Annotated in this window: 12 protein-coding genes; 9 read left to right on the top strand and 3 right to left on the bottom strand. The window is 61.3% G+C overall.

Translation table 11 applies throughout. From position 1 onward, the window contains the following. The first annotated feature begins 3 nt into the window (after positions 1–3). The 7 genes from AC13RC_RS19230 to AC13RC_RS19200 all read left to right on the top strand — a co-directional run bounded on the left by AC13RC_RS19230 (position 4) and on the right by AC13RC_RS19200 (position 9699). Positions 4–1650, top strand: coding sequence for an ATP-binding cassette domain-containing protein (locus AC13RC_RS19230; protein WP_488558123.1), 1647 nt, complete (start codon positions 4–6; stop codon positions 1648–1650). A gap of 17 nt (positions 1651–1667) precedes the next feature. Next, complete coding sequence (locus AC13RC_RS19225; protein ID WP_145319556.1) at positions 1668–3224, top strand: hydantoinase/oxoprolinase N-terminal domain-containing protein; 1557 nt, start codon at positions 1668–1670, stop codon at positions 3222–3224. After that, positions 3217–4350 (top strand): S-methyl thiohydantoin desulfurase family protein, encoded by a 1134-nt coding sequence (locus AC13RC_RS19220; protein WP_488558122.1) that lies wholly within the window; start codon positions 3217–3219, stop codon positions 4348–4350. Before AC13RC_RS19225 ends, AC13RC_RS19220 begins: the two co-directional genes overlap by 8 nt. Before the next feature lie 41 nt (positions 4351–4391). Beyond that, positions 4392–5987: an ABC transporter substrate-binding protein gene (locus AC13RC_RS19215; protein WP_488558121.1), complete on the top strand. Its 1596-nt coding sequence runs from the start codon at positions 4392–4394 to the stop codon at positions 5985–5987. Between the two features lie 67 nt (positions 5988–6054). Next, positions 6055–7131 carry an S-methyl thiohydantoin desulfurase family protein gene (locus tag AC13RC_RS19210; RefSeq protein WP_488558120.1) on the top strand — a complete coding sequence of 359 codons (1077 nt, stop codon included), beginning with the start codon at positions 6055–6057 and terminating at the stop codon, positions 7129–7131. Then, complete coding sequence (locus tag AC13RC_RS19205) at positions 7128–8666, top strand: hydantoinase/oxoprolinase N-terminal domain-containing protein (RefSeq protein WP_488558119.1); 1539 nt, start codon at positions 7128–7130, stop codon at positions 8664–8666. The genes AC13RC_RS19210 and AC13RC_RS19205 overlap by 4 nt, the downstream gene beginning before the upstream one ends. 88 nt (positions 8667–8754) lie before the next feature. Then, a complete protein-coding gene (locus AC13RC_RS19200) occupies positions 8755–9699 on the top strand; it encodes an isoaspartyl peptidase/L-asparaginase family protein (protein WP_488558118.1) in 945 nt (314 codons plus the stop codon). Between the two features lie 31 nt (positions 9700–9730). Here AC13RC_RS19200 and AC13RC_RS19195 read toward each other — a convergent pair whose 3' ends face one another. Together AC13RC_RS19195 and AC13RC_RS19190 are read right to left on the bottom strand one after the other, a co-directional pair. Continuing rightward, the gene (locus AC13RC_RS19195; protein WP_488558117.1) at positions 9731–10276 is read right to left on the bottom strand and encodes a GNAT family N-acetyltransferase; all 546 of its coding nucleotides are present in this window, start codon (positions 10274–10276) and stop codon (positions 9731–9733) included. A 305-nt stretch (positions 10277–10581) separates the two neighbouring features. Next, complete coding sequence (locus tag AC13RC_RS19190; protein ID WP_488558116.1) at positions 10582–11283, bottom strand: FadR/GntR family transcriptional regulator; 702 nt, start codon at positions 11281–11283, stop codon at positions 10582–10584. A gap of 136 nt (positions 11284–11419) precedes the next feature. Between AC13RC_RS19190 and AC13RC_RS19185 the strand changes: the two genes are divergently transcribed. Together AC13RC_RS19185 and AC13RC_RS19180 are read left to right on the top strand one after the other, a co-directional pair. Next, positions 11420–12715: an MFS transporter gene (locus AC13RC_RS19185; RefSeq protein ID WP_488558115.1), complete on the top strand. Its 1296-nt coding sequence runs from the start codon at positions 11420–11422 to the stop codon at positions 12713–12715. A gap of 11 nt (positions 12716–12726) precedes the next feature. Next, positions 12727–13623, top strand: coding sequence for a dihydrodipicolinate synthase family protein (locus AC13RC_RS19180; protein WP_488558114.1), 897 nt, complete (start codon positions 12727–12729; stop codon positions 13621–13623). Between the two features lie 13 nt (positions 13624–13636). Here AC13RC_RS19180 and AC13RC_RS19175 read toward each other — a convergent pair whose 3' ends face one another. Further along, the gene (locus tag AC13RC_RS19175) at positions 13637–14383 is read right to left on the bottom strand and encodes a FadR/GntR family transcriptional regulator (RefSeq protein ID WP_113329324.1); all 747 of its coding nucleotides are present in this window, start codon (positions 14381–14383) and stop codon (positions 13637–13639) included. Positions 14384–14414 lie beyond the last annotated feature (31 nt).

Below are 14414 nucleotides of genomic sequence, written 5' to 3'. Positions count from 1 at the left end.
GCGATGAGCGAGCCGCTTCTCAAGATCGAGGCTCTGAACGTCTCGTTCACGACCTACGGCCGCACCCGGCAGGTGCTCCGTGACATTTCCCTCACCGTCGCTGCTGGGGAGCGCGTCGCACTGATTGGCGAGACGGGGTCGGGCAAGTCCGTGACAGCAAAGGCAATCATCGGCACCTTGCCGAAGAATGCCGCCATCAACTCCGGCGTCATTTCCGTCGCAGGACGTGACGTTCTGAAAATGCAGCGAAGGGAACGCGAGGCGCTGAAAGGCACCGCCTTTTCCCTGATCATGCAGGACCCGCTCTCGTCCTTCAACCCGGTCTTCAAGATCGGCACGCATCTCGATGATATCATGCGTTTTGCGGACAAGCGTGATGGCATTCGCTCGTCGAAGGCCGAGCGGCGGACGCGAATTGCCGCGGTCTTGCGGAGGGTGCAGCTTGCTGACGCTGAGAGAGTGATGAACGCCTATCCGTCCGAGCTTTCGGGCGGTATGCGTCAGCGCGTTCTGATCGGGCTTGCGCTGTTGCACCAGCCGAAGCTTCTGATCGCCGATGAGCCGGGCACTGCGCTCGACGTGACGACCCAGGATGAGATTCTCAATCTGATCAATCAGTTGGTGATCGAGGAGAACATGGCTCTTCTGATGATCACCCACAATCTCGGTGTCGTGCGCAAAGTTGCCGACCGGGTGGTGGTCATGCATCACGGCGATATCGTCGAGGCGGGACCTTGCCGCGAGATACTCACTGCCCCGCATCAACCCTATACGAAGGCGCTCCTCGACGCCGTGCCGCCGCTTTACGGCGAACGCGTGATCGATCTGTCGCAGAGCGACCGCGCGCCTATCGTCAGGGTCGAGGGCCTGAACAAGATCTATGGCCGGAAGCCAGGCTTTCATGCCGTTCGCGACGTGAACCTCACGTTGTGTCAGGGCGAAATCTTCGGATTGGCCGGCGAGTCCGGCTCAGGCAAGACCTCGGTTGCACGCATCATCATGGACCTGTCACGTCCGACCTCAGGCAGCGTCACCATCGACGCGCCGGCACCAGGGCGTGGCAGACGGCTGACGCAGATCGTCTACCAGAACCCCGGCACATCGCTCAATCCGAAGCGCAATGTCCAGCAGACTCTTGCCTTGCCCCTGAGATCCATAGGTATGGATGGGCCAGCCCGCGAGGCACGGATGAAGCAACTGATGGATCTCGTGCGGCTGCCGCAATCCTATCTGGCAAAGTATCCGCACGAGCTTTCCGGCGGTCAGAAGCAGCGTGTGGCGATTGCGCGCGCGCTCGCGGCCGAGCCGAAGATCCTGATCCTCGACGAACCGACTGCGGCGCTCGACGTGTCGGTGCAGAAAACCGTGATCGAGCTGTTGCTGCAGTTGCGCGAGGAACTGGGTCTCACCTATCTGATGATCTCGCATGACCTTTCGCTGATACGCAATTTCTGCTCGCGCATCGCCATCATGCTGCGCGGCGAGATCGTCGAGGAAGGGCCGACGCCAGAGGTCTTCGCCGCCCCCAATCATCCATACACGCGCGCGCTGATCGCGGCGATCCCCGTCGTTACCGACGAGGAGGAACGCCTGAAGCCCGTCGTGACCGAAGAGGAGCGCATGCGCTTCCTCGTCAAAACCACAGACTGATCGAAGAGGAGCCTGACGTGTATCGCGTTGGAATTGACGTCGGCGGCACCAATACGGATGCCGTCGTCCTGGAGGGAAAGACCGTTCTTGCTGGGGTCAAGGCCTCGACGACCGAAGATGTGACTTCGGGCGTGATCGAGGCGCTGGAGAAGGTTATCGATGCCTCGGGCATCGATCGGGCCCGTATTGCCGCTGTCATGATCGGCACGACGCATTTCACCAATGCGGTCATCGAGCGCCGCCACATGGATGAGGTCGCGGCCATCCGCTTGAGCCTGCCCTCTGGCGCCGGTCTGCCGCCGATGGTCGATTGGCCCGACGATCTGCGCGAGATCGTCGGCAATCACGGCTATCAGGTCAAAGGCGGCTACGAGTTCGATGGGCGCGAGCTTTCGCCGCTCGATGAAGACGCCATCGTGCGTATCGCAGGCGAAATCCGTGCAAAGGGTTTAAAGGCCGCCGCCGTGACCTGCGTCTTCAGCGGCATCAACGATGCCATGGAGGTGCGGGCCAAGGAAATCCTGCAGCAGCATTGCCCCGGCCTGCCTGTGGTGATGTCGAAGGACATCGGCCGTCACGGCCTGCTGGCGCGGGAAAGTGCGGCGATCATGAATGCGAGCCTGCTGTCGCTGGCGGATCGCACCGTCGCAGCCTTCGGCAAGGCGCTAACGGCGGCTGGTATACCATGCCCGTTCTACATCACCCAGAACGACGGCACGCTGATGGCCGCCGATGTCGTGCGTGCCTTTCCGGTGCTGACCTTTGCCTCTGGCCCGACCAATTCCATGCGCGGCGCCGCGTTTCTGACCGGGCTCAAGGACGCCGTCGTCGTCGATGTCGGCGGCACGACTTCGGATGTCGGGGCTCTCTCGCACGGCTTTCCACGCCAGGCTTCCACGACCGTCGATATCGGCGGGGTTCGCACCAATTTCCGCATGCCCGATGTCTTTTCGATCGGTCTCGGCGGCGGTTCGCTCGTCGTCAGGGGTGAAGCGGGCATTACAATCGGACCGAAGTCTGTCGGTTATCGGGTGCGCAAGGAGGCGCTCTGCTTCGGCGGATCGACACTGACCGCAACCGATATCGCGGTTGCCTCCGGCAAGGCCGACGTCGGTGACTGCGCCTTGGTTGCCAATCTCGACAAGGGTCTGGTCGATGGGGCCGTGGCAAAGATCAACGCCATGCTCGAAGCCTGCGTCGAACGCAGTCGAATTTCCTCGACGCCGGTGCCGGTCATCGCTGTTGGTGGCGGTTCAATTCTCATGCCCGACCGTATCGGCGATCTCGAAGTGATCATGCCTGAGAACTTTGCCGTCGCAAACGCGGTCGGCGCCGCCATCGCCCAGATCAGCGGCGAAACGGATCGCGTCTTCTCGCTCGTCAATGGCCGCACGCGCGAGAGCGCGCTTGCGGAAGCCGAAGCGGAGGCGCGCGAAAAGGCGATCGCAGCCGGCGCTCTCGCGGAAACCCTGGAAGTTATCGAGCGCGAGGATACGCCTCTTGCCTATCTGCCAGGCAACGCCACGCGCATCCACGTCAAAGTCGTCGGTGAAATGGGAGGCCATCATGCCTGAGACGCGCAAGCAGAAATATGATGATGCCGCTCTGCGCCGGCTGACATCAGAGGATCTCGATGCTTTGGAAATCGGGGCGGGCATCCTTGGCACCGGCGGCGGCGGTAATCCCTACCAGGGCAAGCTTCTGGCTCTGGAGGCGATGAAGGCGGGTTACGAGATGAAGGTTCTGGCGACCGACGCCATCGAAACGGACGCGCTCTGCATGTCGATCGGCGGTATCGGCGCACCGGTCGTCGGCGTCGAACGCATCCGTGAGGGACGCGAAGGGCTGCGCTGCCTGCGTGCCATGGAAGAACTCATCCGCACGCCGATCGATGCGATCGTCTGCGAGGAGATTGGCGGCGCAAATGCGATGAACCCGCTTGTGACGGCGGCGCTCGGCGGTCTTCCCATCCTCGATTGCGACGGCATGGGCCGGGCATTCCCCGAAATGCAGATGACGACCTTTTCGATCTATGGTCACAGCTCGACGCCTTCCGTCATGTGCGACCTGCATGGCAATGCGGTGATTTTCAGCCATGCCGTATCGGAAGTCTGGCATGAGCGCATGGCGCGCGCTTGCGTGGTCGCGCAGGGCGGCGCCGCCATGCTGGCGACGGCGCCGATGCAGGCTCACTATGTCCATCAGTATGGTATTCCAAAAAGCTTCACCAAGGCGATCGCGCTGGGCGAAGCCGTGATCCGGGCCCGCAAGGCGCAGGAAGATCCCATTGCCGCCGTCTGCGCGCTGGAAGGCGGACGGCGGGTGTTCAACGGCAAGATCACTGATCTCAAACGCCATCTGCGCGGCGGCTTCGTCGTCGGCGACATGGAGCTCGCCGGCTTCGATGATTGCAACGGCCAGACAGCGAGCGTGGCGATCCAGAACGAATTTCTGGTCTTCCGCCGCGATGACGTGATCGAGGTTTGCGTGCCGGATCTGATCGTGCTGCTCGATGTCGATACCGGCTATCCGATCACAACCGAAATGCTGCGCTACGGCCAGCGCGTCGCCGTCGTCGCCATTCCCTGCCACGAGCTGCTGCGCAGCGTTCGCGCGCTTGAGGTCGTCGGTCCTGCCGCCTTCGGCTATCCGGACATTACCTATTCGCCGCTGCCGGCTCCGGGCCGGAAGGCAGCCTAACCATAAGCGGGGCAGTTCCCGCATCAAAGAGGAGAACTAGAATGAAGATGGGTTCCAGAAATCTGCGTCTTTCAGCGCTTCTGCTTGCGAGCGCCTTGGCGTTGCCGCTAACTTCGGTTGCCGCATCGGCGGCCGACAAGGTGTCGATTGCCGTCAACACGATGCAGATTTTCAGCTCGCTCGATCCGGCCAAGGTCACAGACTACACAGGCTATATGGCGATCGTGAACATGTATGACGCGCTGACGACCGTCAGCCCTTCGGGCGAGATCCTGCCCCATCTGGCAAAATCCTGGGATATCTCCCAGGATGGGCTGACCTACACCTTCCATATTCGCGATGACGCCAAGTTCCAGGATGGCATGCCGGTCAAGGCCTCCGACTTCGTCTGGTCTATCCGGCGCCTGATCGGCATCAATAAGGGGCCATCGAACCTCGTCGTCGGCCTCGTGCAGCCCGACAATGTCACCGCGTCCGATGACAAGACCGTCGTCGTCAAGCTCGATCGCCAGTTCTCGCCGTTCATGGCCGTGACGCCGCTGATGATGGCGCTGAACGAGAAGCTGATCGAAGCCAATTCCAAGCCGGACGACAAATGGGGCGAAGCTTATGTGGGCGAGCATTCGGCCGGCTCGGGTCCCTACAAGCTTGTTAGCTACAATCGCTCCGCCGATATGGTGATCGCGCGCAATTCCGATTACTTCCTAGGCTGGACCAAGGGAACGCCGATCGACGAGGTGCGCTTCGTCCAGACGAGCGACGACGCCACCGTCAAGGCGCTTGCCGAAAAGGGTGAGCTCGGACTTTCTTCGCATGGTCTCGGTAACGACACCTATGAAACCATCGGCAAGATGCCGGGCTACAAGCTGCTCCAGTCGACGACGGCCGGCGGCTTCGTCATCAAGCTGAACAGCAAGGTTTATCCGACCGACGACGTGCATGTGCGCCGGGCAATCGCCTATGCCACCGACTACAAGACCATTCAGGAAGCGATCTATCCGGGCTTCGACATGACCGGCCCACTCTCGACCGTGTTCAAGGATGCGCACAACGACGATATCCAGCCCGGCGTCTTCGACCTCGAAAAGGCAAAGGAAGAGCTCGCCAAATCGAAATATGCCGGTCAGAAGATCACGCTGGTCAACAGCTATGTCGCCTCGCTCGCTTTCGAATCCGAAGTGGCACTGCTGATGCAGGCCAATCTCGAACAGATCGGTATCACGCTCGACATCAAGCCCGAGCCTTGGAACCGCATCGTCGAGCTCTCCTCCAAACCCGAGACCACGCCGGCCTCGACACAGGTCAACATCTCGCCCAACTACCCGTCGCCGGATGCGATTTTTTATAATCAGTATCACTCCAAGGCTTCCGGCACGTGGATGTCGATGGAATGGCTGCAGAATCCCGAGGTCGATGCGCTGATCGACAAGGCGAGGTCGACCACCGATATCAAGGAGCAGAACGCGACCTACAAGGAGCTGCAGGTCAAGCTCGCCGAGCTGCAACCCGACGTATGGGCGGTGTCGCCAAACCGGCGCTATGCGGCAAACAAGTGCCTTCAGGGCTATGAGTTCATTCCCATGCAGAGCTGGGATCTGAACTTCTCGAACTTCCATTGGGACTGCAAGGCGAACTGATCTTCGCCTGCACATGACATAGACCGGCCCCATTCGGGGTCGGGGGAGCTATTGCCGAAGGTGAAACATGCTTCAGGAATTTTCCGAAGACAATATCGAGCCGCTCGCAACGGGAGCCTGGATTCTGGGAACCGGCGGCGGTGGCAATCCCTATATCTCGACTCTTAACCTTCGAAGACTCTATGCCGAGGGGCGTCGCGTGCAGGTGATGGATCCGATGGCGCTCGATGACAACGATATGGTTGCGGTCGTCTCGAAGATGGGCGCGCCGCTGGTCGGGCAGGAGCGTCTCAGCGATCCCGCGCATCTGGCGCGCGCCGTCGAGGTCATGGAGGATTATCTCGGCAAGCCCTTTCGCGCGATCATGAGCGTCGAGATCGGTGGCTCGAATGCATTGTCCTCCTTCCTTGCGGCCGCGATGCTCGGCCGGCCTGTTGTCAATGCCGATGCCATGGGACGCGCCTATCCCGAGGCGCAGATGACCTCCTTCGCCATTGGCAATCTGCCAATGTATCCGCTTTCCCTCGTCGACGTACGCGACAATGAGGTCATCGTCACGAAGGCCGCATCCTGGAAATGGATGGAGCGAATTTCGCGCAAGGTCTGTACGGAGGTTGGCTCGACTGCCGCCACCTGCAAGGCGCCGCGCACCGGCCGCGAGGTGAAGGAATGGGGCATTCATTACACCATAACGAAGGCTACAGAGCTTGGCCGCGCCGTCATCGAGGCGCGTGCCCGTCATGACGATCCGGTAAAGGCAGTTCTCGATCACGAGGGCGGCAAGCAATTGTTTCGCGGCAAGGTGATCGATGTGGCACGCGAAACCACAGGCGGCTTCCTTCGTGGGCGAACCGTGATCGAAGGTATCGATGCCGACAAGGGTTCGCGGATGGAACTGGCCTTCCAGAACGAGTGGGCCGTCGCCTTCCGCGATGGCGAGCCGGTGGCGATGACGCCGGACCTCCTTTGCCTGCTCGATACGATTTCCGGCAGCGCCATCGGCACGGATTCCGTGCGTTACGGCCAGCGCGTGACCGTGGTGGCTCTTCCGGCACCCGAACTCCTGACCTCGCCTGCCGGGATCGCTGCGGTCGGTCCTCGTGCCTTCGGTTACGACATTGAATTCAGATCGGTATTCGCATGAAACGCATCGGTATTGACGTTGGCGGCACTAATACGGATGCCGTTCTGATCGACGGTGAGACGATCATCGCTTCCATCAAGGTTCCCACCACGCAGGACGTCATGTCAGGCGTGAAGTCGGCCTTGAGCCATGTCGCCGGCCATGCCGACGTATCCGGCCGGCCGATCGACGCCGTCATGATCGGCACCACGCATTTTACCAACGCCGTTGTCGAACGGGCGCGACTGGAAAGGGTGGCTGCGATCCGCATTGCACTCCCGACCGGCGCTTCCCTTCCGCCGATGTGCGATTGGCCAGACGACCTGCGCGCGGCAGTCGATCCGCTCATCTTCATGGTTCATGGCGGTCATGAATATGACGGCAGCCCGCTCGTGCCGATGATCCCCGACGAGATCCGCGAAGCCGCGATGCAGATCCGCGATGCCGGCATCACGTCGATCGCGATATCCGCGACCTTCTCGCCGCTGACCACCGAATGCGAGGTCAAGGCGGCTGAGATCGTTCGGTCGGTGATCCCGGATGCGAGGATCACGCTGTCTCATACCCTCGGTCGAATCGGTCTGCTCGAGCGCGAGAATGTCGCACTTCTCAATGCGGCGCTGCAGTCACTCGGCAGGACCACGGTGCAGGCGTTTTCGGACGCACTGCGCGAAGCAGGTGTTGCCGCACCCTTTTATCTGACGCAGAACGACGGTACGGTGGCGTTGGCGGATGTTGCGGCCGCCAATCCGGTTCACAGCTTTGCCTCCGGTCCGACGAATTCGATGCGGGGTGCTGCTTTCCTGACCGGCTTGAACGACGCCATGGTGGTCGATGTCGGCGGCACTACTTCGGATATCGGCTGCCTCGTCGGCGGCTTTCCGCGCGAGGCCAACAATATCGTCCACATCGGCGGCGTGCGCACCCTGTTCCGTATGCCCGATCTCCTGCCGATCGCCCTTGGCGGCGGAACGATCATCGATCCGGAAACCGGCAAGATCGGCCCGCGTTCGGTCGGCTACCGCATCCTGACGGAGGCTCGCGTCTTTGGCGGCAACACGCTGACGACTTCGGACGTCGCCGTCGCCGCCGGTCTGATCGAGATGGGAGACAGGGATCGCGTTCGCGATCTCGATCCGGCCTTCGTTAAGGCAAGCCTTGAACGAATCCGCGATATGGTGACGGACAGCTTCGACCAGATGAAGACGTCGGCAGAGGACGTACCGCTGATCGCCGTCGGCGGCGGCGCCTTTCTGATCCCGGAAAAGATCGCGGGAGCTTCCGAAGTTCTTCGTGTCGAAAATGCAGGCGTTGCCAATGCGCTCGGCGCTGCGATGGCGCAGGTGTCGGGCGAAGTCGACCAGGTGTTTTCGGGGTTGAGCCGCGACGAAGCCATCGCCAAGGCAGAAGCGGAGGCGCAGGATGCAGCCGTTGCTTCCGGTGCGAGCCAGGAAAGCGTAAAGACGCTCGAAGTCGAGGATATTCCGATTGCCTATCTTCCCGGCGGAGCGCGCCGCGTAAGAGTAAGGGTCATCGGCGATATCGCCTTCAACTGAAATGACGTCCCGATCAGGCTGATCGGGCGTTGGTGAGGAGAGCGGTGTTGGGCATAAAGGTTGCACCGGCGCCGGATCGGAGTGGAAAATGACGAAGATTGCGCTGGCTATTCACGGTGGCTGCGGTGTCATGCCCGAAGACAGCATGACGCCAGAGGAATGGGAGGGCGCGCGCCGCGACCTGGCTGCCGCTTTGCGTGCAGGTTATACACGGCTGCAGGCCGGTGACAGTGCGGTCGATGCCGTCGAGGCCGCCGTCGTGGTCATGGAAGACAGCCCGCATTTCAACGCTGGCCATGGCGCAGCGCTCAACGAAAACGGCGTGCACGAGCTCGATGCCTCGATCATGGATGGGACGACGCTGGAGGCGGGCGCCATCAGCGCCTCTCGCACGATCCGCAACCCGATCAAGGCTGCCCGCGCATTGATGGAGGATGGCCGTGCCGTCTATCTGACCGGCCCGGCTGCCGATCGTTTTGCCGAAGCCAAGGGGCTGCAGATCGAGCCGCAATCCTATTTTACCACACCGAAGCGGGTCGAGGCGCTGGAGGCGATGAAGCGCCATGCCGCTGACGGCACCGAAGGAACCGAGAACGAAAAGCATGGTACGGTCGGGGCGGTGGCGCTCGATGCCGCCGGCCATCTTGCCGCCGCCACCTCGACGGGCGGCTACAACAACAAGCCTGACGGGCGCGTGGGCGACAGCCCGGTCATCGGTGCGGGCACCTATGCACGCGACGGCGTCTGCGCGGTGTCTGGAACGGGTAAGGGCGAGTTCTTCATCCGCTATGTGGTTGGACACGAGATTGCCTGCCGCATGGCCTATCTGAAGCAGGATATCGCGACCGCGACCGAGGGGTTGATCAACCACGATCTGGCGCCGCATCAGATCGGCGCCGGGCTGGTGGCTATAGATAATCAGGGTATTGCCGTCGCGCCCTACAATACGCCGGGAATGTTTCGTGGCTGGGTGACGCCGGAAGGCAAGGGTTTCGTCGCGACGCATGAGCGGGTCTACGAAATCGAGCTCTAAGGACGCTGCGGCTTAGCACCGCGCTGTGGGTTCACGGCATTTGTCGCTCGAGCACATAGCAACATTGAACGATGGTTTCGCTGCGCGCCCGCGAGAAAAGCTCCCTGCTGCCGACTTGGCGGAAGCCAAGTTTGGTCAGCACCCGTCCAGAGGCCGGGTTGTCGGATGCGTGACCGGATTCGAGGCTGAAGAGACCGACTTCGTGGAAGATGAAGCCGATCAGTGCCTGCGCCGCCTCGAAGGCATAGCCCTTTCCCCAGGCTTGCCTTTCCAGCCAATATCCAAGACTGCCCGCGCTGCCGACAATGCCATCGACATCGACGACACCGATCATTCTTTCGGCTTGTTCGATGGCGAAGCGATAGGCGGAGCCTTCGGCCCATTCGCGCTCATGGCTGGAAAACCAATCTCTGATATCGTTTTCCTTCGGCGGGTATGAGGCGTTGCTCAGCATGCGCGTCACAGCCCAATCGCTCTGAATTTCGGATGCGCGTTTGGTATCGGCGGCCGATGTCGGACGCAGGCGGAGGCGTGCTGTCTCGATGGAGGAGCGATGGATCGATCTTGCGGTCATCATATGAGGGCTCTTGCCGAGTGAGGGATATCGAGGGGCGGCGCCCGAGGCCACTATCTACGCACGAGGTGATAATGGGAACCGATATCGCGCTATTTTGTCTGGTCTCCATTATTTAGCGTTAGACAATATATTGCCGCAATGGGCGCGCAAAAGCGCCGCCTCTTGCGGGCCTGGCCTGCAGGAAATATGGGACCGGCCGTGAGAGCGTTCCGTTTACGAGGGGCGAACCCCCTTTCGCGGTCCGGTCCTTCCCCCCGTCATTCCATGTCCTCACAGTCCTCGCTTTGGCGAGCAAATCTTGATGGCTATGATGCCGCCCGCTCCCGCGCGTGCCTAAGGAAGCCTGACGTCTGGTCGAGAACAGCCTCCATCGCGTGTCTGGCGGCGATACTGTCGCCTGCGGCGATTGCCTCGGCAACTGCGGCGTGGTTTTCGAGATTGGCCGCAAATGCACCGACCGTATGCGGGAAAACGGCATCGAGAATGGATTCGATCGCCTGGCGCAGGCTTTGCAGCACCGGATTATGCGTTGCTGCAAGGATCGACATGTGAAAGGCCTTGTCGGCGATGACGGCTGCGGTGGGGTTTTTCTGGTCCCGCTCCATGCGGTGGTAGATGTCGAGGATCGCCTGACGTTCCAGGTCGGTTGCCCGCAATGCCGCCAGTGCGGCGGCTCCGGGCTCGATGATCTGGCGGGCTTCGGCAAAAGCCATAAGCTCATCGTGCGAGATCCGTCCGCGCGACAGCCATGCGATCAATTCCCCATCGAGCCATTGCCATCGCTCTCGCGGCTCTACTCGCGTGCCCGTGCGCTGCCTGACGGTCACGAGACCCTTGGCCGACAATATCTTCGCCGCTTCACGCACGACCGTGCGGCTGACGCCGAATTCCTGTTCCAGTTCGCCTTCCGAGGGGAGATAGGCGCCGGGCAGGATCTGCCCCGATGCGATGCGGATGCCGAGAGCTTCCACGAGGGCCGTCGTCCTGTTCGGCTTTGTCTTCGTCATTCGTCGGTCCTTCGCCTCCATCACCAACGAGACCAATCAGAATGCGGTGACAAAAGCAAATAGCTTGTTGCTTAACAAACATCATATGTTAAAGATATGATGTTTGTTAGGCGCCGATGAGTGCCGTGGAGGGGGAATGAACTTCGAAACCAATGAGGAGGCGGTTCGCCGCATCAATCTGCGCATTTTGCCTTTCCTCATGCTGCTCTACCTGGTCGCCTATATCGACCGGTCCAATATCTCCGTCGCAGCGCTCGGAATGAACGAGGAACTGGGTCTGACGAGCCAAATGTACGGGCTGGCGGCTGGCATATTTTTCGCGACCTATATTGTCTTCGAAATACCGAGCAACATGCTGCTGGCCCGGTTCGGCGCACGCCGCTGGATTGCCCGCATCATGATCAGCTGGGGCATTATTGCTGCCGGCATGGCATTCATTTCCAGCGCCTATCAGCTCTATGGAATGCGCCTCCTTCTCGGGGCGGCCGAGGCCGGCTTCACGCCGGGCATTATCTACTATCTCGCGCAATGGTATCCGTCGCGCGACAGGGCGAACGCCATGTCCTTCTTCTATATCGGCGCAGCGCTCGCATCGGTCATCGGCTTGCCGCTCTCCGGCCTGCTGCTCAATGCGCACGGCATTCTCGGCCTGTCGGGATGGCGCTGGGTGTTTCTGATCGAAGGCATTCCCGCCATCCTCTTGGGCTTCGTCGTGTTGAGGTTTTTGCCCGATCGCCCGCGAGACGCGGCCTGGCTCACGACCAAGCAGCAGGATGGCCTCGAGCGAACCATCGCCGCCGAGGAGGAGAAGGCGCCTGTCCCGCATCATGCATCCTGGAGTGCCGCCTTTTCCAACACGCGCGTCTGGATGCTTGCCGTCTTTTGGCTGCTTCAGGCCTTTGGGACGATCGGCATCACGCTTTTCATGCCGCTGATCGTCAAGAACCTGTCCGGCGGCGGCAATCTGGCGGTAAGCTTGCTTTCGGCGGTGCCGTTTCTGGCTGCCTGTATCTTCATGTTCTTCAATGGCAGGCATTCCGATCGAACCGGCGAGCGCGCGTTTCATCTCGGGCTTCCGCTCACCCTGGCCGGTGTCTGCCTTCTTGGTACGCCCCATGCCGGCGATCCACGTCTGGCCTACTTGCTGCTCGTCCTTTCGGCGGCACTCAACTGGGCGGTTATTCCGATCTTCTGGGCTGTCACCACCGAGTTCGTCTCGGGGATTGCGGCGGCCGTATCGATCGCGCTCATCAATGCGCTGGCGAATGTCGCAGGCCTCGCCCTGCCGCCGGTGATTGGCTGGATCAAGGATTCGACCGGAAGCTATGATGTGGCGCTGACGCTGGTGGCTGCCGCGTTGATCGCGGGTGGCCTCCTCGGCATCGCAATCGTCCGCAAAGGTGCGCCGGCCCTTCGGCTTTCTAAACAATAAGGCGAAACGAGATGGCGTTCGAACCTGAGAAACTGCACGGTATTCATGCGATCCTCTACGCGCTCTTCGATAAGGAGGAAAAGCTCGACAGGTCGGCGATGAAGCGGCAGACCGAGATTTGCGTGGCGGCAGGCGTGCATGGGCTTGCCGCGCTCGGCCTTGCTACGGAGGTCTTCAAATTGACGGCCGCCGAGCGCCGGACCGTGATGGAATGGCTTGCCGAGGACAATGCCGGCCACCTGCCGCTCGCCTTCACCATCTTCGGCACTTCGGTTGCCGAGCAGGTCGAGCAGGTGCGGCACGCCGAAGCCGTTGGCGCTGACTGGGTGATCCTCCAGCCGCCACCGGTCGGCACTTTCGGCGCGGGCGAATATATTGGCTTCTTCGGCCGCGTCGCGGATGCGACGAACCTGCCGGTGGCGATCCAGAATGCCCCTGCCTTTCTCGGACGCGGCCTGACGGGACCGGATCTCGCGGCATTGCGCGCTGCCCATCCCAATGTAAAGGTGTTGAAGGCGGAGGGCTCGGCCATCGAGGTCAAGGCGTTGATGAAGGCGATCGGCGAGGGCGTGCCTGTTTTCAACGGTCGAGGTGGCCTGGAATTGCTTGACGGGCTGCGGGCAGGCTGCGCCGGCTATATCCTCGCTCCCGATCTCATCGACTATGCGGTCGACGCATACACCGCCTTTCGCGCCGGGAATGAGGTCCGTGCCGAGGAAATCTATCGTGCCATGCTCCCATCCGCCGTTGCCGTCATGCAGGGGATCGAGCACCTGATGTGCTACGGCAAGCGGCTGTTTGCCGCGCGGGCGGGGCTCACGGTTCACGATCGCGCTCCTGCCATGCGTCCGACACCGTTCGGCGAGGAACTTGTCGCCTTGCATGCTAAGAGGCTCGGATCTTTCTGAAACCGATCTGCTTCTAATTTTCGGATTGCGGCAATTCCAGCTTCTGGACCTCCAGCGCCTCGCGCAGGAGGTTCTTCATCTGCTCGGCAGCGCCCGGACCATCGGCGCCGGCAATGGCTTCATAGACATTCTGGTGACGGCGTATCCAGCGTTCGTCCTCCTTTGCAGTCCGTTGCAGCCCCGCCTTGAACACATGCTTCAGCCCCACTGAGATCAGCGACCCCAATGCCAGATAGAAGGCATTGCCGGTCGCTGCCAAAATGGCGGTGTGAAATGCGAGATCGTGCTCGATCTTTTCGTCCGCGGTCGAGGCGAGGGTCATGCCGAGCAAGGCATGTTTCATTTTCTGTAGCGTCTGCGGCGTCGCACGCGCGGCGGCAAGCTCCGCCGCGGCCGGCTCGAAGGATTGCCTGAGTTCATAGAGATCGATACGTGCCCTCTCGCTGCCGTTTTCCGCGCCGAGCCTCCATGCGAGGACCTGCGGGTCAAGCAGCAGCCATTCCGAGTGATCGGTCACTCTAGTGCCGCTTCTCGGGCGGCTTTCGAGAAGGCCCTTGGCCGACAGGATCTTGATGGCTTCCCGGATGACGGTACGGGATGTCCCGAAATGATCGCAGAGCTCCTGTTCCGTTCCGATGGAGGCTCCGGCCGCAAGCGCGCCACCGACGATCCGCTCACCCAGCGCATGCACGATCGCGTCGTGGTATCTCTTGTTGGTGCCGAGGCTTGCATCATCGGCGTCCGAAGTCATCCCGGCCATCTGCCTTTCCCAAAAATCGAGACATGTCTAG

The sequence above is a fragment of the Martinezella sp. CNPSo 3890 genome, assembly GCF_057784455.1.
This window is presented reverse-complemented; position numbering and strand designations above follow the sequence as displayed.

Excerpts from the sequence above, each read along its gene's own strand:
- AC13RC_RS19230 (WP_488558123.1), top strand. The coding sequence starts at position 4 with ATGAGCGAGCCGCTTCTCAAGATCGAGGCTCTGAACGTCTCGTTCACG.
- AC13RC_RS19220 (WP_488558122.1), top strand. The coding sequence starts at position 3,217 with ATGCCTGAGACGCGCAAGCAGAAATATGATGATGCCGCTCTGCGCCGG.
- AC13RC_RS19215 (WP_488558121.1), top strand. The coding sequence starts at position 4,392 with ATGAAGATGGGTTCCAGAAATCTGCGTCTTTCAGCGCTTCTGCTTGCG.
- AC13RC_RS19210 (WP_488558120.1), top strand. The coding sequence starts at position 6,055 with ATGCTTCAGGAATTTTCCGAAGACAATATCGAGCCGCTCGCAACGGGA.
- AC13RC_RS19205 (WP_488558119.1), top strand. The coding sequence starts at position 7,128 with ATGAAACGCATCGGTATTGACGTTGGCGGCACTAATACGGATGCCGTT.
- AC13RC_RS19200 (WP_488558118.1), top strand. The coding sequence starts at position 8,755 with ATGACGAAGATTGCGCTGGCTATTCACGGTGGCTGCGGTGTCATGCCC.
- AC13RC_RS19195 (WP_488558117.1), bottom strand. The coding sequence starts at position 10,276 with ATGATGACCGCAAGATCGATCCATCGCTCCTCCATCGAGACAGCACGC.
- AC13RC_RS19190 (WP_488558116.1), bottom strand. The coding sequence starts at position 11,283 with ATGACGAAGACAAAGCCGAACAGGACGACGGCCCTCGTGGAAGCTCTC.
- AC13RC_RS19185 (WP_488558115.1), top strand. The coding sequence starts at position 11,420 with ATGAACTTCGAAACCAATGAGGAGGCGGTTCGCCGCATCAATCTGCGC.
- AC13RC_RS19180 (WP_488558114.1), top strand. The coding sequence starts at position 12,727 with ATGGCGTTCGAACCTGAGAAACTGCACGGTATTCATGCGATCCTCTAC.
- AC13RC_RS19175 (WP_113329324.1), bottom strand. The coding sequence starts at position 14,383 with ATGGCCGGGATGACTTCGGACGCCGATGATGCAAGCCTCGGCACCAAC.